The organism is Caballeronia sp. S22, from assembly GCF_964261745.1.
Lineage (GTDB): Bacteria > Pseudomonadota > Gammaproteobacteria > Burkholderiales > Burkholderiaceae > Caballeronia > Caballeronia jiangsuensis.
Map to the genome: position 1 here is coordinate 1,438,358 of NZ_OZ180035.1, position 18,697 is coordinate 1,457,054.

14 protein-coding genes are annotated in these 18,697 nt (G+C 64.5%); 5 read left to right on the plus strand and 9 right to left on the minus strand.

Annotated features, from left to right (window positions below):
- The first annotated feature begins 242 nt into the window (after window positions 1–242).
- From ACEN42_RS06790 to ACEN42_RS06810, 5 genes are all read left to right on the plus strand, one after another.
- Window positions 243–3,101 (plus strand): 2-oxoglutarate dehydrogenase E1 component, encoded by a 2,859-nt coding sequence (locus ACEN42_RS06790; protein WP_371880974.1) that lies wholly within the window; start codon window positions 243–245, stop codon window positions 3,099–3,101.
- An 83-nt stretch (window positions 3,102–3,184) separates the two neighbouring features.
- Window positions 3,185–4,483, plus strand: a complete 1,299-nt coding sequence (gene odhB, locus ACEN42_RS06795; protein ID WP_187604565.1) for a 2-oxoglutarate dehydrogenase complex dihydrolipoyllysine-residue succinyltransferase — start codon at window positions 3,185–3,187, stop codon at window positions 4,481–4,483.
- Window positions 4,484–4,573: 90 nt separating this feature from the next.
- Window positions 4,574–6,004, plus strand: coding sequence for a dihydrolipoyl dehydrogenase (lpdA, locus tag ACEN42_RS06800; RefSeq protein ID WP_238214299.1), 1,431 nt, complete (start codon window positions 4,574–4,576; stop codon window positions 6,002–6,004).
- 85 nt (window positions 6,005–6,089) lie between these two features.
- Window positions 6,090–7,187: a cell division protein ZapE gene (zapE, locus tag ACEN42_RS06805; RefSeq protein ID WP_187604567.1), complete on the plus strand. Its 1,098-nt coding sequence runs from the start codon at window positions 6,090–6,092 to the stop codon at window positions 7,185–7,187.
- A 143-nt stretch (window positions 7,188–7,330) separates the two neighbouring features.
- Window positions 7,331–7,723, plus strand: coding sequence for a transposase (locus ACEN42_RS06810; protein WP_035501104.1), 393 nt, complete (start codon window positions 7,331–7,333; stop codon window positions 7,721–7,723).
- 78 nt (window positions 7,724–7,801) lie between these two features.
- Here the strand turns inward: ACEN42_RS06810 and ACEN42_RS06815 are convergent, their stop codons facing one another.
- The 9 genes from ACEN42_RS06815 to ACEN42_RS06855 all read right to left on the minus strand — a co-directional run bounded on the left by ACEN42_RS06815 (window position 7,802) and on the right by ACEN42_RS06855 (window position 18,590).
- A complete protein-coding gene (locus ACEN42_RS06815; protein WP_250483717.1) occupies window positions 7,802–8,266 on the minus strand; it encodes a DUF2147 domain-containing protein in 465 nt (154 codons plus the stop codon).
- Between the two features lie 88 nt (window positions 8,267–8,354).
- On the minus strand, window positions 8,355–9,143 hold the full coding sequence (gene surE, locus ACEN42_RS06820) for a 5'/3'-nucleotidase SurE (protein WP_035501100.1): 789 nt from the start codon (window positions 9,141–9,143) through the stop codon (window positions 8,355–8,357).
- A gap of 94 nt (window positions 9,144–9,237) precedes the next feature.
- Entirely contained in the window at window positions 9,238–9,480 is a 243-nt protein-coding gene (locus tag ACEN42_RS06825) for a hypothetical protein (protein ID WP_238214301.1), read from the minus strand.
- A gap of 194 nt (window positions 9,481–9,674) precedes the next feature.
- The gene (locus ACEN42_RS06830; RefSeq protein WP_371880975.1) at window positions 9,675–10,562 is read right to left on the minus strand and encodes a DUF1571 domain-containing protein; all 888 of its coding nucleotides are present in this window, start codon (window positions 10,560–10,562) and stop codon (window positions 9,675–9,677) included.
- A 15-nt stretch (window positions 10,563–10,577) separates the two neighbouring features.
- Complete coding sequence (locus tag ACEN42_RS06835; protein ID WP_371880976.1) at window positions 10,578–12,329, minus strand: AMP-binding protein; 1,752 nt, start codon at window positions 12,327–12,329, stop codon at window positions 10,578–10,580.
- Window positions 12,330–12,394: 65 nt separating this feature from the next.
- Entirely contained in the window at window positions 12,395–13,690 is a 1,296-nt protein-coding gene (locus ACEN42_RS06840) for an acetyl-CoA C-acetyltransferase (RefSeq protein ID WP_371880977.1), read from the minus strand.
- A complete protein-coding gene (locus ACEN42_RS06845) occupies window positions 13,687–14,592 on the minus strand; it encodes a MaoC/PaaZ C-terminal domain-containing protein (protein WP_250483712.1) in 906 nt (301 codons plus the stop codon). Before ACEN42_RS06845 ends, ACEN42_RS06840 begins: the two co-directional genes overlap by 4 nt.
- A gap of 11 nt (window positions 14,593–14,603) precedes the next feature.
- The gene (locus ACEN42_RS06850) at window positions 14,604–16,031 is read right to left on the minus strand and encodes a 3-oxoacyl-ACP reductase (protein WP_371880978.1); all 1,428 of its coding nucleotides are present in this window, start codon (window positions 16,029–16,031) and stop codon (window positions 14,604–14,606) included.
- Window positions 16,032–16,085: 54 nt separating this feature from the next.
- The gene (locus tag ACEN42_RS06855) at window positions 16,086–18,590 is read right to left on the minus strand and encodes an acyl-CoA dehydrogenase (RefSeq protein ID WP_371880979.1); all 2,505 of its coding nucleotides are present in this window, start codon (window positions 18,588–18,590) and stop codon (window positions 16,086–16,088) included.
- Window positions 18,591–18,697 lie beyond the last annotated feature (107 nt).

The window sequence follows — 18,697 nt, forward strand, 5'->3', positions numbered from 1 at the left end:
GACCCTTGCGTATCTCATAAAAGCCCGCACATGCTTGTTGCGTAAAGGATGACGACGGCAGGCACATGCGGCGATCCGTCATATGACTATTCGTTCTGTGCTATGCTTCTTTGATTAGCTGTCGCTTTTTAGGTCCTTCCAAGCAGACTTGATTCGCGCAATCCGCTAAACGGTCAGGCCGTGGCGCGGAAGGTTTCTTAACCCGCACTTCCTCGAGAAACTCGAAGAAAGGTGAGCGTAAAATGATGAAGCAATTCCAGTCGAACTCTTATCTGTTCGGCGGTAATGCTCCGTACGTCGAAGAGTTGTACGAGCAATATCTCGATAATCCCGCGTCAGTGCCCGAGACCTGGCGAGCCTACTTCGATGCGTTGCAGAACGTGCCCGCATCGGACGGCACGGCTCATAACGACGTGGCCCACGGCCCCATCGTCGAGTCGTTTGCTCAGCGCGCAAAGGCGAACGCCTTCCTGCCGCGCGAAAGCACAGGCGACCTCACCACCGCGCGCAAGCAGGTCTACGTCCAATCGCTGATCGGCGCGTATCGCTTCCTCGGCACGCAATGGGCGAACCTCGATCCGCTCAAGCGCCGCGAGCGTCCCGCGATCCCCGAACTCGAACCCGGCTTTTACGACTTCACCGAAGCCGACATGGATCAGGTGTTCAACGCGAACAACCTGTACTTCGGTTTCGAGCAGGCATCGCTGCGCGACATCGTCAAGGCGCTGCGCGATACGTACTGCGGCACGATCGGCGCTGAATTCATGTACATCAGCGACCCTGAACAAAAGCGCTGGTGGAAGGAGAAGCTCGAGTCGATCCGCTCGACGCCGAACTTCACGAACGAAAAGAAAAAGCACATCCTGAACCGCCTGACGGCCGCCGAAGGCCTCGAGCGTTTCCTGCACACCAAGTATGTCGGCCAGAAGCGCTTCTCGCTGGAAGGCGGCGAGAGCTTCATCGCGTCGATGGACGAAGTCGTCCGTCACGCGGGCAAGAGCGGCGTGCAGGAAATCGTCATCGGCATGGCGCACCGTGGGCGTCTGAACGTGCTGGTCAACACGCTCGGCAAGATGCCGGCGGACCTGTTCGCCGAATTCGAAGGCAAGCACGTCGATGACCTGCCGGCCGGCGACGTGAAGTATCACAAAGGCTTCTCGTCGGATGTCGCCACCGAAGGCGGCCCGGTTCACCTGTCGCTCGCGTTCAACCCGTCGCACCTGGAAATCGTGAATCCGGTGGTCGAAGGTTCGGCCAAGGCGCGTATGGATCGCCGCGGCGACGAAGAAGGTCTGCAAGTGCTGCCGGTGCAAGTGCACGGCGACGCGGCCTTCGCGGGCCAGGGCGTCGTGATGGAAACGCTGAACCTCGCGCAGACGCGCGGCTACGGCACGCACGGCACGCTTCACATCGTCATCAACAACCAGATCGGCTTCACCACGTCGGACCCGCGCGATGCGCGCTCGACGCTGTACTGCTCGGACGTCGTCAAGATGATCGAGGCGCCGGTGCTGCACGTGAACGGTGACGATCCCGAAGCCGTCGTGCTCGCCACGCAGCTCGCCATCGACTTCCGCATGAAGTTCCACAAGGACGTCGTCGTCGACATCATCTGCTTCCGCAAGCTCGGCCACAACGAGCAGGACACGCCGGCCGTCACGCAGCCGCTGATGTACAAGACCATCGCCAAGCATCCGGGCACGCGCGCCGTCTACGCGGAAAAGCTCGTGCAGCAAGGCGTGATCACGGCCGACGACGCCGACCGGTTCATCAAGGAATATCGTCAGGCGATGGACGAAGGCCATCACACGATCGATCCCGTGCTCTCGAACTACAAGAGCAAGTACGCGGTCGACTGGGTGCCGTTCCTGAACCGCAAGTGGACCGACGCGGCCGACACCGCCGTGCCGCTCGCCGAACTGAAGCGTCTCGCCGAGCGCATCACGACGATTCCCGAGAACTTCAAGGTTCACCCGCTCGTCGAGCGCGTGATCAACGATCGCCGCGCGATGGGTCTCGGCGAAGCCAAGCTCGACTGGGGCATGGGCGAGCATCTCGCGTTCGCGTCGCTGGTCGCATCGGGCTACGCCGTGCGTCTGACGGGCCAGGACTCCGGTCGCGGCACGTTCACGCACCGTCACGCGGTGCTCCACGATCAGAACCGCGAGCGCTGGAACGACGGCACCTACATTCCGCTGCAGAACATCGCGGAAGGCCAGGCCAAGTTCACGGTGATCGACTCCGTGCTGTCCGAAGAAGCGGTGCTCGGCTTCGAGTACGGCTATTCGACGGCCGAACCGAACACGTTCGTCGCGTGGGAAGCGCAGTTCGGCGACTTCGTGAACGGCGCGCAGGTCGTGATCGACCAGTTCATCTCGTCGGGCGAAGTGAAGTGGGGCCGCGTCTCGGGTCTCACGATGATGCTCCCGCACGGCTACGAAGGTCAGGGTCCGGAGCACTCGTCGGCGCGTATCGAGCGCTTCCTGCAACTGTGCGCGGACCACAACATGCAGGTGGTCCAGCCGACGACGCCGGCGCAGGTCTTCCACCTGCTGCGCCGTCAGATGATCCGCCTGTTCCGCAAGCCGCTGATCATCTTCACGCCGAAGTCGCTGCTGCGTCACAAGGAAGCCGTGTCGGATCTGACGGAACTGTCGAAGGGCTCGTTCCAGCCGGTCATCGGTGAAGTCGAGCAAGGCATTGAGCCGAAGAAGGTCAAGCGCGTGGTCGTGTGTTCGGGCCGCGTGTACTACGACCTCGTCGCGCATCGCCGCGAAGCGAAGAGCAACGATGTCGCCATCATGCGTATCGAGCAGCTGTATCCGTTCGCGCACAAGCAGTTCGACGCGGAAATCAAGAAGTACGAGAACGCGACGGAAGTGGTCTGGGTGCAGGACGAGCCGCAGAACCAGGGCGCCTGGTTCTACGTCGAGCACCATCTGCGCGAAGGCATGCGCGACGGCATGAAGCTGGCCTACAGCGGCCGTCCGGCTTCGGCATCGCCGGCAGTCGGCTACTACGCGAAGCACTACGAGCAGCAGAAGGCGCTCGTGGAAGGCGCGTTCGGCCGCCTGAAGGGCGCGCAGATCATCGCGAAGTAAGCAACGCTCGAGAGACCGGGCGCGCACGCCGCAGCCCGGTCCCGACGCTCGAACACACAGACACGCATTAGGACAATACAGAAATGGCTATCGTAGAAGTCAAGGTTCCCCAGCTTTCCGAGTCGGTCTCGGAAGCGACCATGCTGCAATGGAAGAAGAAGCCGGGTGAGGCTGTCGCCCAGGACGAAATCCTCATCGAAATCGAGACCGACAAGGTCGTGCTGGAAGTGCCCGCGCCGTCCGCGGGCGTTCTGGCGCAAGTGATCAAGCACGACGGCGATATCGTCACCGCCGATGAACTCATCGCGAAGATCGACACCGAAGCGAAAGCGGGCGAAGCGCCTGCCGCCGTCGCCGCTGCCGGCGACGCCGAAGTGAAACCCGCGCCGGTCGCGGAAACGACCGCCGCCGCTGCTCCGGCTGCTGCGCAAGCGTCGGCGGGCGGTGCTGCCTCGCCTGCCGCGACGAAGATTCTGGCCGAGAAGGGCGTTTCGGCGGATCAGGTGTCCGGCTCGGGCCGCGACGGCCGTATCACGAAGGGCGACGCGCTCGCCGCTTCGGCATCGGCTCCGGCGCCTGCGAAGGCTGCTGCTCCGGCTCCGGCCGCCGCCCCCGCGCGCGCCGCCAAGCCCGCGCTGCCGCAAGTGTCGGCGCCGGCATCGGCCGATCAGTGGCTCAAGGACCGTCCGGAACAACGCGTGCCGATGTCGCGTCTGCGTGCGCGTATCGCCGAGCGTCTGCTCGAATCGCAGCAAACCAACGCCATCCTGACGACGTTCAACGAAGTCAACATGGCGCCGGTCATGGATCTGCGCAACAAGTACAAGGATCGCTTCGAGAAGGAACATGGCGTGAAGCTCGGCTTCATGTCGTTCTTCGTGAAGGCCGCCGTGCATGCGCTGAAGAAGTTCCCGCTCGTGAACGCATCGATCGACGGTAACGACATCGTCTATCACGGCTATTTCGACATCGGTATCGCGGTCGGTTCGCCGCGCGGCCTGGTGGTGCCGATCCTGCGCAATGCAGATCAGATGAGCCTCGCCGACATCGAGAAGAAGATCGCCGAATTCGGCCAGAAGGCGAAGGACGGCAAGCTGTCGATCGAAGACATGACCGGCGGCACGTTCTCCATCTCGAACGGCGGCGTGTTCGGTTCCATGCTGTCGACGCCGATCATCAACCCGCCGCAGTCCGCGATTCTCGGCGTGCACGCGACGAAGGAACGCGCCGTGGTGGAAAACGGCCAGATCGTGATCCGCCCGATGAACTACCTCGCGCTGTCGTACGACCACCGCATCATCGACGGCCGCGAAGCCGTGCTGTCGCTGGTCGCGATGAAGGACGCGCTGGAAGATCCGGCCCGTCTGCTGCTGGACCTGTAAGAAAAAGCAATTCGCCTCGATGCGCGCGATAGGCTCGCGCGCATCGCACGAGGCTGCTCCGCATGAGCGGAGCCAGACCAAAGGAAAGTCATGTCCAAGGAATTTGACGTCGTCGTGATCGGCGCGGGCCCCGGCGGCTATATCGCGGCGATTCGCGCAGCGCAGCTCGGCAAGACGGTTGCGTGTATCGAGAAATGGAAGAATCCGGCGGGCGCGTTGAAGCTCGGCGGCACATGCCTGAACGTAGGCTGCATTCCGTCGAAGGCGCTGCTCGCGTCGTCGGAAGAATTCGAAAATGCGTCGAAGCATCTGGCCGATCACGGCATCAGCGTGTCGGACGTGAAGCTCGATGTGTCGAAGATGCTGGCGCGCAAGGACGGCATCGTCGAGAAGATGACGAAGGGCATCGAGTTCCTGTTCCGCAAGAACAAGATCACGTGGCTCAAGGGTCATGGCAAGTTCACCGGCAAGAATGCTGCCGGCGTGCAGATCGAAGTGTCGGGCGAAGGCGAGACGGAAGTCGTCACGGCGAAGAACGTGATCATTGCGACGGGTTCGAAGGCGCGTCATCTGCCGAACATTCCGGTCGATAACAAGATCGTCGCGGACAACGAAGGCGCGCTGTCGTTCGACGCCGTGCCGAAGAAGCTCGCCGTGATCGGCGCGGGCGTGATCGGTCTGGAACTCGGCTCGGTGTGGCGGCGTCTCGGCGCGGACGTGACCGTGCTCGAAGCGCTGCCGCAGTTCCTCGGCGCGGCGGACGAATCGCTCGCCAAGGAAGCCGCGAAGCAGTTCAAGAAGCAGGGTCTCGACATTCACCTCGGCGTGAAGATCGGCGAAGTGAAGACGTCGGACAATGGCGTTTCGATCGCTTACACGGACAACGCGGGCAACGCGCAGACGCTGGAAGCGGACCGCCTGATCGTGTCGATCGGCCGCGTGCCGAACACCGATAACCTCGGCCTGGAAGCAATCGGCCTGAAGGCGAACGAGCGCGGTTTCATCGACGTGGACGACCATTGCGCGACGAGCGTGCCGAACGTGTACGCCATCGGCGACGTGGTGCGCGGCCCGATGCTCGCGCACAAGGCGGAAGACGAAGGCGTGGCGGTGGCGGAGATCATCGATGGTCAGAAGCCGCATATCGACTACAACTGCGTGCCGTGGGTCATCTACACGGAACCGGAAATCGCGTGGGTCGGCAAGACGGAACAGCAGCTCAAGGCCGAAGGCCGCGAGATCAAGACCGGCCAGTTCCCGATGATGGCCAATGGCCGCGCGCTCGGCATCGGCAAGGCTGAAGGCTTCGTCAAGATGATCGCCGACGCGAAGACCGACGAGATCCTCGGCGTGCACGTGATCGCGGCGGACGCATCGGATCTGATCGCGGAAGCCGTTGTCGCGATGGAGTTCAAGGCGGCGTCGGAAGATATCGGCCGCATTTGCCATCCGCATCCGTCGCTGTCGGAAGTGATGCGTGAAGCGGCGCTGGCCGTCGACAAGCGCGCGTTGAACATGTAATCGAGCTCGGCTTCGGGCAGTCAGGCATCGCACACGAAGGCGAGCGGATCAAACCGCTCGCCTTCGTCACTTCAAACGGCAGAAGATGAACGTCACCGAATACTACGAAAGCGAACTGCGCACGCGGGGTTATCAATCGGACGAGGCGCAGCTCGCGGCGGTCGCGCGCCTGCAGCAGTGCTACGAAGAGTGGGTCGCATACAAGTCGCGCCGCTCCAACGCGCTCAAGAAGTTTCTCGTGCGTCCGGACCTGCCGCGCGGTGTCTACATGTGGGGTGGCGTCGGACGCGGCAAGAGCTTTTTGATGGACAGCTTCTATGCCGTCGTGCCGGTGCAGCGCAAGACGCGGCTGCATTTTCACGAGTTCATGCGCGAAGTGCATCGCGAGCTGGAAGAGCTGAAAGGGCAGGCCGATCCGCTCGACGAACTGGCGAAACGCATCGCCAAACGATACCGGCTGATCTGCTTCGACGAATTCCACGTTTCGGATATCGCCGACGCGATGATTCTCTATCGTCTGCTCGACCGCCTCTTCAAGAACGGCGTGCAGTTCGTGATGACGTCCAATTACGAGCCGGACACGCTGTATCCGGAAGGGCTGCATCGCGATCGTCTTCTGCCCGCGATCGAACTCATCAAGGAGCATCTCGATGTGCTCAACGTCGATGCCGGCACCGACTACCGCAAGCGCACGCTGTCGCAGGTGAAGGCGTATCACACGCCGCTCGGCGCGGCGGCGAGCGAAGCCTTGCGCGCGGACTACGCGAAGCTCGCGGCCGTGCCCGACGAAAGCCCGATCCTGCACATCGAAAAGCGCGAGATCAAGGCGCTGCGTAAGGCCGACGGCGTCGTGTGGTTCGACTTCGCGACGCTCTGCGGCGGCCCGCGTTCGCAGAACGACTATCTCGAACTGTCGAACCGGTTCCATGCGGTGATCCTGTCGGACGTGCCGCAGATGACGCCGCGCATGGCGTCCGAAGCGCGCCGCTTCACGTGGCTCATCGATGTCTTCTACGACCACAAGGTGAAGCTGCTGATGTCGGCGGCCGTTCCCGCGGAAGAGCTGTACGTGGAAGGACCGATGGCCAACGAATTCGCGCGCACGGTTTCGCGCATTATCGAGATGCAGTCGAAGGAGTATCTGGAGGCGCCACGGCGCGTCGCGGATATCTCGCTCACCTAATACGAGTATCAAAAATCTGCGGTTAGCCAATCGGCATAAGGCTTTGGGGGCTATTTCAAGATTCGGATCACTCCGATTTGCCGGCTTTCGGGTACTCGGTATCGTCGATGCCGGTTATCAGTCAGCAAATTGGAGAAACTACCGTGAAGCCCTACCGCGACATGTCCGACGAAGAATGGCAGATGGTCGCACCGCTGCTTCCCGAACTGCGCCCGCGTCTGGAGTTGCGTGGCCGGCCGCTCGCCAACACCCGCGCCGTGCTCAACGGTGTGCTCTGGGTGATGTACAGCGGCGCGTCGTGGTCCACGCTGCCGCGCAAATATCCGTCGTATCAGACGTGTCATCGGCGTTTCAAGACGTGGCACGAGTCGGGCGTCCTGCTGCGCGTCATGTCGCAACTGTTCGGGCCGGCCGGAGAATCGCTCTATGCGTTGATGACATCGCGCATGCGCGTGCCGCCGGAGTTCAAGCCCGAGAGCGTGGGCTTGCCCGAAGGCGTGCAAGTGGTCGAGGTGCATCACCGTCACGCCGCATGATCTCGTCGAACGCACGTACGAGATAAGCAAAGCCGGTCGAAGATATATAGCTTCGACCGGCTTTGTCCTTTCTGGAACTTACTGCTGGCGCAGCCAGGTCTGCGAACGCCCCAGCAGCGACACGCCGATATACCCGCGCACGACGAGCTTCTGCCCGCCGTCCTCCATCTTCATCTTGCACTTGTAGAGCTTGCCGTTCTCGGGATCGAGAATCTGGCCGCCGTCCCATGCATCGCCGTTCTGCCGCATGCCGGTGATGATCGTCATGCCCTTGACCAGTTGATCCTTCCGCTCATCGGTGCAGGCCGTGCAGCGTCGCTCGGGATGATCGAACTCGCCGATGCCACGCACGACTTTGCCCGACAACTGGCCGCTCCCGTCGTCGACGATCTGGATGATCGCTTTCGGCTTGCCGGTCTGATCGTCGATGGTTTGCCAAGTGCCGACGGGCGTCGCCGCCTGCGCGAACACGCTCGCGGCGAAGGTGGCGCAGAGCGCGCCGAGCATCACGCGCGCGCCGCGCGAGCCGATGGAACGGGTCATGTCGTCTCCTTGTTGTGATCGCCCGAGCATACGAGAAAGCGACCGCTCCCGTCTGGGAGGAAACGTTCTAGCGGCGCGCGTTCAAGACTCAGACGCCGCCTTTCAGACCCGCTTCGAGTGTGGCGAACGTGCGCTCGTCGGTGCGATCGAAATGCAGCGGCGTGACCGAGACGCGGCCGGACGCGACCACCGCCGTTTCGCTATCGGGCGAATTCGGGCGCGGGCCGCGCTGAAAGCGCAGCCAGTGATAGTCGATGCCGCGCGGATCGACGAGCGGCAGCACATCGATGCCTTCCACGAGGCCGACACCCTGCCGCGTCACGGTCAGCGGACCGGCGGCGGACGCGTCGCAATCGGGGAAGTTGACGTTCAGGCACGTGGGCGCGTCGTGGGAGATCGCGAGCAACTGGCGGATCACGCCGGGCGCCAGCGCGCGCGCCGTATCCCAGCGCACGTTCTCGCGATCGGTGAAGGTCTGGCTGAGTGCGATCGACGGCAAGCCGAGCAGCAGGCCCGTCATCGCCGCGCCGACGGTGCCGGAGAACATCGTCTCAACGCCGAGGTTCGCGCCGCGGTTGATGCCGGAGAGCACGAGCGTGGGCGGCGCGTCCTTCATGATGTGGCGCGCGCCCATCACGACGCAGTCGCCGGGCGTGCCCTGCACGCCGTAGCGCCGCTCGCCCTGGCGCGACACGCGCAGCGGCGAATGCAGGCTGATGGAGTGCGACGTGCCGCTTTGATCGTGCTCGGGCGCGATGACCCAGACTTCGTGCGCGAGTTCGGCGGCGACGGCTTCCAGCGCGGCTAAGCCGGGCGCGTCGATGCCGTCGTCGTTGGTGATGAGCACACGCTGCACGATGGGTGAGAGGGCGGACATCGCGAATCGCTCCTTGGTCGATGGTGAAAAGTATCGACCGATTATTACAGAGTTCGCGTATTCGGGCGTCCGCTGCCCGGTTCTTCCTGACGCCTTACTTTACGCCCAGGCCGCGCAGCACCGCGTTGCCGTCTTCGGTCAGACGCAGTTTCGGCGCGCCCATATCCGGCGACACGATCTCGACATAGCCATATTCCTGCAACGAGGCGACGTCGGGCGTGGCGGCCATTACGTCGATGGGCGCGTGAAACAGCAACAGCAACGTCGCGATTTCGTGATGGCTCAGAAGCCTTTTGATGGCTCGCACGGGTGCGGAAGCCGGACGGCGGAGGTTCATGAACGAATTCCTCAAGTTTGCATGACGATGTGCGGCGCTTCTGGCGCGGTGCCTCTGCGCGGACCTTGATGTCGATGGAGTGCGGGAAGGTTATCGGCCGACTCTTAGGCGAAACTTAAAACACGCGGCGCGCGACGCGGCACGTTGTTACATCCGATGTCACGAGTTCAGCGTTCATTTCATCGGCGTGCCGCTCAGAAGCGATAGTCAGGATTCTTCGGGTCGAACGTCAGATCATCGAAGGGTTTGATCTCGATGCGCTCGAACACGACGCTTTCGAAAATATTGCCGTCGTTGTCGTACGACTCCACCGTGCGGAAAACCGGCCGCTCGAGGTCGAGCCCGAGCACTTCCTTCTTCGCGTAAAACTCGGGCTGTCCCGTGGGCGTTTCATACGTGAGCGCGACGACGCGCAGACCATCGATCATCTTCACCTCGATATTTGACGGCTTCGTGATGCCCGCTTCGGCAAACCTGCGCCCTTCGTCGATGAAGCGCTGCGTGATCGCGACGATGCCGAGCTCGCGGATCGAATGATTCGACTGCGCGCGGGCGAAGGCGCCATTCACCGATGTCCACATCGGCACGACACCCAGCAAGCCGCCCAGATGACCGTAGAGTTGGTCGGGGCGTTTTGAATCGTCGTAGATGACTTCCTGGCCCGCATGCGCGCCATCGGGCAGCCATTTTGCGTAGATGCGCAAGGGCTCGCGCGTGACGCGCACGAGCATGTGATCCGCGCGCTTCGGCCACTTCCCCTTGATGCGCTCGCGCCGGCGCATCGTGAATTCGCAGGACTGGAAGTCGTCCAGGCCCTCCTGCAAATAGCGCGGCAGCGTGCGCGCGTCGAGCGAGTGAAACAGGGCGACGAGTTGCGCGTCGTCGAGTTTCGCGAGCGCGCCGCTCTCGGCCGAGCGCGAGAGCCATTGCGCCTGCTGCTCGACGCTCAATTCACCGACGCGCACGACGTCCTCGGTTGCATCCGCGCGTGCACCTGAACATGCGAGCGCGAGCACGAGACACAACAGGCCCGCGCACGCGAGCAGCAAGTCAGAAGCTTGGCGGCATCGCGCACGCGGCATGAGCATCTCCGAAAGTCAGTCCTGCGATTTTCGTGGTTTTAATTCGGCGTCGCGCAATTCGCGTCTGAGGACCTTGCCGATCGTCGTGAGCGGCAGCGTGTCGCGGAACTCGACGTAGGATGGCACCTTGTAGCCGGTCAGGTGTAAACGGGCGAACTTCAGCAGTTCTTCCACCGTGAGCGCGTCGTCGCGACGCACGACGAACGCCTTCACGCGCTCGCCCGTCACCGGATCGGGCACGCCCACGGCGGCCACCGCGCGCACTTTGGGATGCGCGGCGAGCACGTCCTCGATTTCGTTCGGATACACATTGAAGCCCGACACGATCATCATGTCCTTCTTGCGGTCGATGAGCCGGATGATGCCGCGCGCGTCCATCACACCGATGTCGCCGGTCGCGAGCCAGCCGTTTGGATCGATGGCTTTCGCCGTGTCCTCGGGACGGTTCCAGTAGCCTTTCATCACTTGCGGGCCGTGCACGCAGAGTTCGCCCGGTTCGTCGACGTTCGCCCATGCGCCATCGTCGCGGCGCATGCGCACGAGCGTGGAGGGCACTGGCACGCCGATGCTGCCGTCGAATTCGCTCGCGCCGTGAGCATCGAGCGGCGTCGCGGCGACGAGCGGCGAACATTCGGTGAGGCCGTAGCCTTCGACGAGCGTCTGGCCGGTCATCGCCCTGAAGCGCTCGGCGATCACGCGCTGGGTCGCCATGCCGCCCGCCATCGCGAGCTTGAGCGCGGAGAAGTCGCGCTGGCGGAACGCGTCGTTGTCCATGAGCGCGCTGTAGAGGGTGTTGAGCGCGGTGATCGCCGTGAAGTTTTCGTGACGCAGCGTGCGCATGAGCGCGTTGATATCGCGCGGATTGACGATCAGCACGTTGCGCGCGCCGATCGCGAGAAAGGCGAGCGCATTCACCGTCAGCGAATAGATGTGATAGAGCGGCAACGGCGTGACGATGATTTCCTCGCCATCGACGAGCTGCCCGCCTGCCCATGCGAGCGCCTGCAGCAGATTGGCGATGACATTGCGATGCGTGAGCATCGCGCCCTTCGCGACGCCCGTCGTGCCGCCGGTGTACTGAATGAACGCGATGTCGCCATGACCGACGCGCACCGGCTCGAACTTCTGCCGCGCGCCGCGCGCGAGCGCCTGCGGCAGACGGACCGCATCGGGCAGCGCGTACGCGGGCACCTGCTTCTTCACATGACGCAGGAACAGATCGATCGCGCGGCCTTTCACATTGAGGCCGTTGCCGAGCAGATCGCCAAGCCCGGTCACGACGATATTCCTCACACGCGAGCCCGGCTGCGCGTCCTGCACGGTCCTCGCGAAGTTCTCGAACACAACCACGGTCTGCGCGCCGCTATCCTTGAGTTGATGGCTCAGTTCGCGCACCGTGTAGAGCGGATTCACGTTGACGACGATCGCGCCCGCGATTAGCGTGCCAAAAAGCGCGACGGGATAGACCAGCGTGTTGGGCATCATCAGCGCGACGCGATCGCCGGGCTTCACGCCGATGCTTTGAAGATACGACGCGAACGCGTGCGCCTTCTCGCCGAGCGTGGCGAATGTCAGCTCGGAGCCGAGACTCACGAACGCGACGCGATCCCGAAACCGCTCGACGCACTCGTCGAAGAAATGCGCGAGCGAGCGATAGCGCGAAGGATCGATGTCTCGCGTGACATACGGCGGATACGACGCGTACCAGATGCCGTCCGTCGCGTGCGGCGTAAAAGCCCCGCGCGGCGCTGTCTGTCCCGGGCTCATGTGGTGTCTCCGTCGGCGCGCTTCGTTTTCGTCGACTGGCGCGCCTTATTTTTTGCTTCTTCCGCTTACCGCTCCAGTATCGCGACGACGCCCTGGCCGCCCGCCGCGCAGATCGAGATCAGTCCGCGCAACGGCTTGCCGTCGCCGCGTTCGGGCGCTTTCGCGAGCATCTTCGCCAGCGTGCCGACGATGCGCCCGCCCGTCGCCGCGAACGGATGACCGGTCGCAAGCGATCCGCCGTTCACGTTGAGCCGCGCGCGGTCGATCGCTCCGAGCGACCCGCCCAGGCCTAGCGCGGTGCGGCAGTATTCATCGTCTTCCCACGCGGCGAGCGTGCACAGCACTTGCGCGGCGAACGCCTCGTGAATTTCGTAAAAATCGAAGTCCTGCAACGCGAGCTTGGCGCGCGTGAGCATCGACGGCACCGCGTAAGCGGGCGCCATCAGGAGGCCTTCGCGCTTGTCGAAAAAGTCGACGGCCGCGGTCGCGGAGAACGTGAGGAACGCCTGCACCGGCAGTCCGCGCTCGGCGGCCCATTGCTCGGAGGCGAGCAGCACGGCCGATGCGCCATCGGTGAGCGGCGTCGAGTTGCCTGCGGTGAGCGTGCCGGCGTCGCGATCGAAGACGGGTTTCAACTGCGACAGCTGATCGAGCGTGACATCGGGGCGCAGGTTGTTGTCGCGCGCGAGCCCCTTGTACGGCGTCATCAGATCGTTGAAGAAACCGCGCCCATAAGCAGCCGCGAGCTTGCGATGACTTTCCTCGGTCAGCGCGTCCTGCGACTCGCGCGAAATCTTCCAGCGCTTGGCCATCAGTTCGCAGTGCTCGCCCATCGAGAGGCCCGTGCGCGGTTCCGCGTTGCGCGGCAAAAGAGGCCGGAAGAACATGCCGGGCCGCAGTTTCGCGAGCGCGCCGACACGCTGACCCGCCGAGCGTCCACGATTCGCTTCGAGCAGGATCTTGCGCATGCGCTCGTTCACGGCGATGGGCGCATCCGACGCCGTATCCACGCCGCCCGCGATGCCCACGTCGATCTGCCCGAGCGCGATCTTGTTGGCGACCAGAATCGCAGTTTCGAGGCCGGTGCCGCACGCCTGCTGCACGTCGTAGGCGGGCGTTTCCTTCGCGAGCGTGGTCGAGAGCGCGGCTTCGCGCGTCAGGTTGAAGTCGCGCGAATGCTTGACGACCGCGCCCGCGGCCACTTCGCCGAGACGCATGCCATGCAGATCGAAGCGATCGACGAGACCTTGCAGCGTAAAGCTCAGCATGTCCTGATTCGACGCGCTCGCGTAGGCCGTGTTCGAGCGCGCGAACGGAATCCGGTTGCTGCCGATGATCGCGACCCTCCGCGCTTCGCTCATGGCAGCTCCCATTCGAAATGGCCGCGCAGATGCGGCCGGTCGCCCGCGAGATCGCGCACTTCGAAATCGCGCGCGGCGGGCGAGGGCGCGGCGGTCCAGAGCGTGGCGTCGCCGGGCAGATAGAGCGGCGACTTGAAATCGCCGTGCGCGTGTCCGGACGCGAGCGGCTTGATCGGATGCAGCGCCGCGAGCGTGCGCGCGAGCGTCCACATGCCATGTGCGATCGCGCGTGGAAAGCCGAACGCTTTCGCGCTCAGCATATGCAGATGGATCGGATTGAAGTCGCCCGATGCCTTCGCGTAGTCGCGTCCGAGTTGCGGCGGGAGCTGCCAGCGCGCTTCGCGTGCGAGCAGCGGCACGCGCGCATCGGAAGCATCGGCGATTTCGATAGACGGTGCCGCGCTTTCGCTGCGCACGCCGCGCTTCAGATAGACGCTGTCGCCTTCCCACACGGCTTCGCCGCGCCGGTAGATGCGCGTATGCAGCGTGAACGCCTGGCCTTTCTGATGCGGCATGAGCGGCCCGCACTCCACTTCGATGCGCAAGCCCTGGCCCGCCGTGAGCGGACGCCGCAACCGCACGCTGTTGGACAGATGCACGACGCCGAGCGCGGACCACGGGAACGATGGGTCGGTGAGCATCATCAGATGCAGGGGAAACGCGAGCACGTGCGGGAAGGTGAGCGGCACGCCATGCTCGGGGATGAATCCGCAGACGCGCGCATAGCGGCCGACCTGCTCCGCGTCGAGCTTGACGTCGGGACGCACGAGCCTGAGCGCGGGCAACTCCGGCGAGCGTGCGCGTCTGAAGAGCGCGGGCAGCGCGCGTCCGTAGAGCTTCGCGGGCGGCGGCAAGGTATCGATGACGACGGTGCGGGCGCGCGGCATGGTCGGTGCGTGCATGCGGTCGCCCCTCACGCGCCGATCAGGCTCTGGCCGCACACGCGCACCACGTTGCCCGTGATGCCCGCGCTGCCCGGACTCGCGAGCCACGCGACGGTCTCGGCGACATCGACGGGCAAGCCGCCTTGTCCCATCGAATTGAGCCGTCTGCCGGCCTCGCGCACGCCGAAGGGCATGCGGGCGGTCATATGCGTTTCGATGAAGCCGGGCGCGACCGCGTTGATCGTGATGCCGCGCGCGCGCAGCGACGGCGCCATCGCGCGCACGCGGCCGATTACGCCGGCCTTCGAGGTCGCGTAATTGGTCTGCCCGCGATTGCCCGCGATGCCGCTGATCGACGACACAGCAACGATGCGTCCCTGCTCGCGCAGCACGTTTTGCGCGAGCAGGGCGTCGTCGATGCGCTCCTGCGCCAGCAGATTGATGTCGATCACGCTGTCCCACATCTCCGGGCTCATGCGGGCGATGGTCTTGTCGCGCGTGATGCCCGCGTTGTGCACGACGATATCGATGCCGCCCGACGCGGCAAGCGCGGCGGCGATGTCGGCTGGCGCTTCGGGTGCGGCGATGTCCGCGACGAGCGCCGCATGCGCGCCGCCCGAGGGCGATGCGTCTTCGATCGACAGCATGGTCTGATCGAGCGCGTCGCGGGCGGCGTCGATATCGATCCCGGTGACGATCGCGCCATGCTCCGCCAGCACTGCCGCGATCGACGCGCCGATGCCGCGCGCCGCGCCCGTCACGATCGCGCGCTTGCCCGCGAGCGGCTTCGTCCAGCTTTGGGGTGCGGTGGCGGGCGCGTCGATGGTCACGACCTGGCCCGAGACATAGGCCGAACGCGGAGAAAGGAAGAAGCGCAGCGCCGATTCGAAATTGGCGCCGTCGGCCACGCGCAGCAGATTCGCCGTGATGCCGTTGCGCGCTTCCTTGCCGAGCGAGCGGGTCATGCCTTCGAGCGCATGCTGGGCGGTCGCGGCTTTCACGCTTTCGCGCGTGGCGGGTGGACGCCCGATGACGACGATGCGTCCGTTTCTGGCAAGCGAGCGCAGCGCGTCGTGGAAAAACGCGTACAGCGAATGCAACTGGCTGCTTTCGTCGATGCCAGTCGCATCGAAGATCAATGCTTCGACACGATCGCTCGCGGATGTGTCGCGGGCGCGCGGCTCGAAGCGGCCGCTCATCGCGCCGTGGCGGGCGGCGACTGGCAGCCAGCCGGACGCGCTTTCGTGCGCGATACTCGTCATGCCGATGGCGGACAGCACGGCCAGCAGGTCATCGAAGAGCGCAGGCGACGGTCCCGCGCCGATGGCGGCCATGCCGCCGAATTCGGCGCGATCCGCGCGATGGCGGCGCAATACCTCGGGACGCGGCAGGCCGAGCGAGCGCGCGATGCTCGTGCCGAAGGGCGAATTGACGAAGTCGAGATAGCGGTCTTTCATCGATTGGCGATCGGTCGTCGGGGCGCGCGCGGCGTGGCCTCGGGCCTGCGTGGTTCAGGCGACCGTTTCCGGCCATTGCCGTTCGAGTGCCGCGCTGCGCTTTTGCAATGCTTCGAGGATACCGAAGTCTGCGGAAAAATCATCGACTTTCACCGCTTCGCGCGCATGAGCCGCCCATTCGGCCAGAAGCGCGTGCTCGCTTTCGTCGATCAAACCGCGCTCCGAGGCCGTTTGCGCCCACGCCGTCACTTCCTGCGGGCTCTGCGGCAGCGGTTCGGCCCGGCCCGCCTTGACGGCATCGCGCAGACGCGCTTCCAGCGCCGCGACGGCGGGCGTGAGCGCGAGCAATTTTTCTCCGCGCGCGATCGGATCGGTTTCGAATGCCGAAACGTGCGAGCCCGCGACGAGGCGTTCGCGAGCCTCGCCCGGCGTTTGCATCAGCATCGCGATGTCGTTGCCGAGGGCATCGGCGCTCGGCGCGTGCGGCAGGCCGAACGGGAACGCGAGCGCGCGCAGCAACGCGGCGGCGGCGCGATTCGGATAGTTCGCGAGCAGGCCTGCGAACGCGGCGCTCGCCTGATGAAGCGCGTCTTCGGCGCCCCAGCGTACGAGCGGCAGGTCGCTCTCGGGCCGGCCGTCGTCCTCGAAACGCTTGAGCGTCGCGGACAGCAGATACAACTGCGAAAGAATGTCGCCGAGCCGCGCCGACAGACGCTCGCGGCGCTTGAGTTCGCCGCCGAGCGCGAGCATCGACACGTCCGCGAACAGTGCAAACGCGCTCGACAGGCGTGTGGCGGCGCGGTAGTAAGGCACAAGACGGGCATCGGCGCGCGCGGGCTTGCGCACGAGCGCGGCGCCGCCGAACGCGTACACGAGGCTGCGCATCGCGTTCGACGCGAGAAAGCTCGCGTGACCGAAGAATGCGTCGTCGAAATCGCGCAGCGCGCGGTGCGGATCGGCTTCGCGCGTCGCGGCCATTTCCTTGAGCACGTACGGATGACAACGGATCGCACCCTGTCCGAAGATGATCAGGCAGCGCGTCAGAATGTTCGCGCCTTCGACGGTGATCGAGATCGGCATCTGCTGATACGCGCGCGCCAGAAAGTTCGACGGCCCCATACAGATGCCCTTGCCCGCGACCACGTCCATGCCGTCGTTGATCACCTTGCGCGCGCGTTCGGTGATGTGATATTTCGCGATCGCCGAGATGACCGAGGGCTTCTCGCCGAGATCGACGGCCTGCGCGGACAGGCGGCGCGCGGCGTCCATCACGTACAGATTGCCACCCATGCGCCCGAGCGCTTCCTGAATGCCTTCGAAGCGGCCGATCGACGTGCGGAACTGGCGGCGCGCGGCGGCATAGGCGCCGGTGCCGCGCACGGCGAGCTTCGCCATGCCGACATTCGACGAGGGCAGCGAGATCGCGCGCCCGGCGGCGAGACATTCCATCAGCATGCGCCAGCCGTTGCCCACCTGCGCGCGTCCGCCGATGACCCAGTCCATCGGGATGAACACATCTTCGCCCCAGTTCGGGCCGTTCTGGAACACGGCGTTGAGCGGCCAGTGCCGCCGTCCGATGTTGACGCCGGGATGGTTCGTCGGAATGAGCGCGCAGGTGATGCCGGGCGTTGCGTCGTCGCCGAGCAGATGGTCGGGGTCGAGCGCGCGAAAGGCGAGGCCGAGCACGGTCGCGATCGGCCCGAGCGTGATGTAGCGTTTTTCCCACGTGACGCGAAAGCCGAGCGTCTCGCGACCCTCGTGAAGGCCGCGGCACACGACGCCGACGTCAGGAATGGCGGCGGCATCCGATCCGGCGTACGGGCTGGTGAGCGCGAAGCACGGAATTTCGTCGCCGCGCGCGAGACGCGGCAGATAGTGGTTCTTCTGTTCCTCGGTGCCGTAGTGCAGCAGCAATTCGGCGGGACCGAGCGAATTCGGCACCATCACCGATACGGCCGCCGCCGACGAATGCGTCGCGAGCTTCATGATGACCTGCGAGTGCGCATACGCGGAGAACGCCTTTCCGCCGTAGCGCTTCGGAATGATCATGCCGAGAAAGCCCTGTTCCTTGATCCAGGCCCATGCTTGCGGCGACAGATCCTGCCAGATCGCGGTCGTGTCCCAGTCGTTCGACAGCTCGCACAGGCGCGCGCATTCGTTGTCGATGAAGCTTTGTTCTTCCTGCGTCAGTTTCGGGGCGCCGTGTTCGAGGAGGCTGTCCCATCGCGGGCGGCCGGAGAAGAGTTCGGCGTCCCACCATACGGTGCCGGCTTCGATGGCATCGCGCTCCGTCGATGACATCTCCGGCAGGATCTTGCGGAACGTCGCGAACACGCGGCGGCTCACGATCGCGCGGCGCAGCGGCTTGATGGCGAGCATGAGCGCCGGAAGGACGAAGACGATCGAGACCAGCGTGACGCCGATCGTCCCCGTCACGCCGATGACTGGCCCGACGGCCACCCAGATCGCCAGTCCGACGAGCCAGGCGAGCGCAGGCGCCTGAAGGAAGGTGAGAGTGCCGGCGAGCACGAGGAAGGCGATGACGTAGAGCGCGGGCATCACGGGTCTCCGGAGTTTCCTGCGAGGAAGCATGCTTCATACCACGACGTCAGCTTTCAAGCAGGATCGGTGCGATTAGAGCTTTCGCTCGAACCTCTTCCTGTTTA

Excerpts from the sequence above, each read along its gene's own strand:
- lpdA (WP_238214299.1), top strand. The coding sequence starts at position 4,574 with ATGTCCAAGGAATTTGACGTCGTCGTGATCGGCGCGGGCCCCGGCGGC.
- ACEN42_RS06830 (WP_371880975.1), bottom strand. The coding sequence starts at position 10,562 with ATGCCGCGTGCGCGATGCCGCCAAGCTTCTGACTTGCTGCTCGCGTGC.
- ACEN42_RS06825 (WP_238214301.1), bottom strand. The coding sequence starts at position 9,480 with ATGAACCTCCGCCGTCCGGCTTCCGCACCCGTGCGAGCCATCAAAAGG.
- ACEN42_RS06850 (WP_371880978.1), bottom strand. The coding sequence starts at position 16,031 with ATGAAAGACCGCTATCTCGACTTCGTCAATTCGCCCTTCGGCACGAGC.
- ACEN42_RS06845 (WP_250483712.1), bottom strand. The coding sequence starts at position 14,592 with ATGCACGCACCGACCATGCCGCGCGCCCGCACCGTCGTCATCGATACC.
- ACEN42_RS06855 (WP_371880979.1), bottom strand. The coding sequence starts at position 18,590 with ATGCCCGCGCTCTACGTCATCGCCTTCCTCGTGCTCGCCGGCACTCTC.
- zapE (WP_187604567.1), top strand. The coding sequence starts at position 6,090 with ATGAACGTCACCGAATACTACGAAAGCGAACTGCGCACGCGGGGTTAT.
- ACEN42_RS06790 (WP_371880974.1), top strand. The coding sequence starts at position 243 with ATGATGAAGCAATTCCAGTCGAACTCTTATCTGTTCGGCGGTAATGCT.
- ACEN42_RS06840 (WP_371880977.1), bottom strand. The coding sequence starts at position 13,690 with ATGAGCGAAGCGCGGAGGGTCGCGATCATCGGCAGCAACCGGATTCCG.
- surE (WP_035501100.1), bottom strand. The coding sequence starts at position 9,143 with ATGTCCGCCCTCTCACCCATCGTGCAGCGTGTGCTCATCACCAACGAC.
- ACEN42_RS06815 (WP_250483717.1), bottom strand. The coding sequence starts at position 8,266 with ATGACCCGTTCCATCGGCTCGCGCGGCGCGCGCGTGATGCTCGGCGCG.
- odhB (WP_187604565.1), top strand. The coding sequence starts at position 3,185 with ATGGCTATCGTAGAAGTCAAGGTTCCCCAGCTTTCCGAGTCGGTCTCG.
- ACEN42_RS06835 (WP_371880976.1), bottom strand. The coding sequence starts at position 12,329 with ATGAGCCCGGGACAGACAGCGCCGCGCGGGGCTTTTACGCCGCACGCG.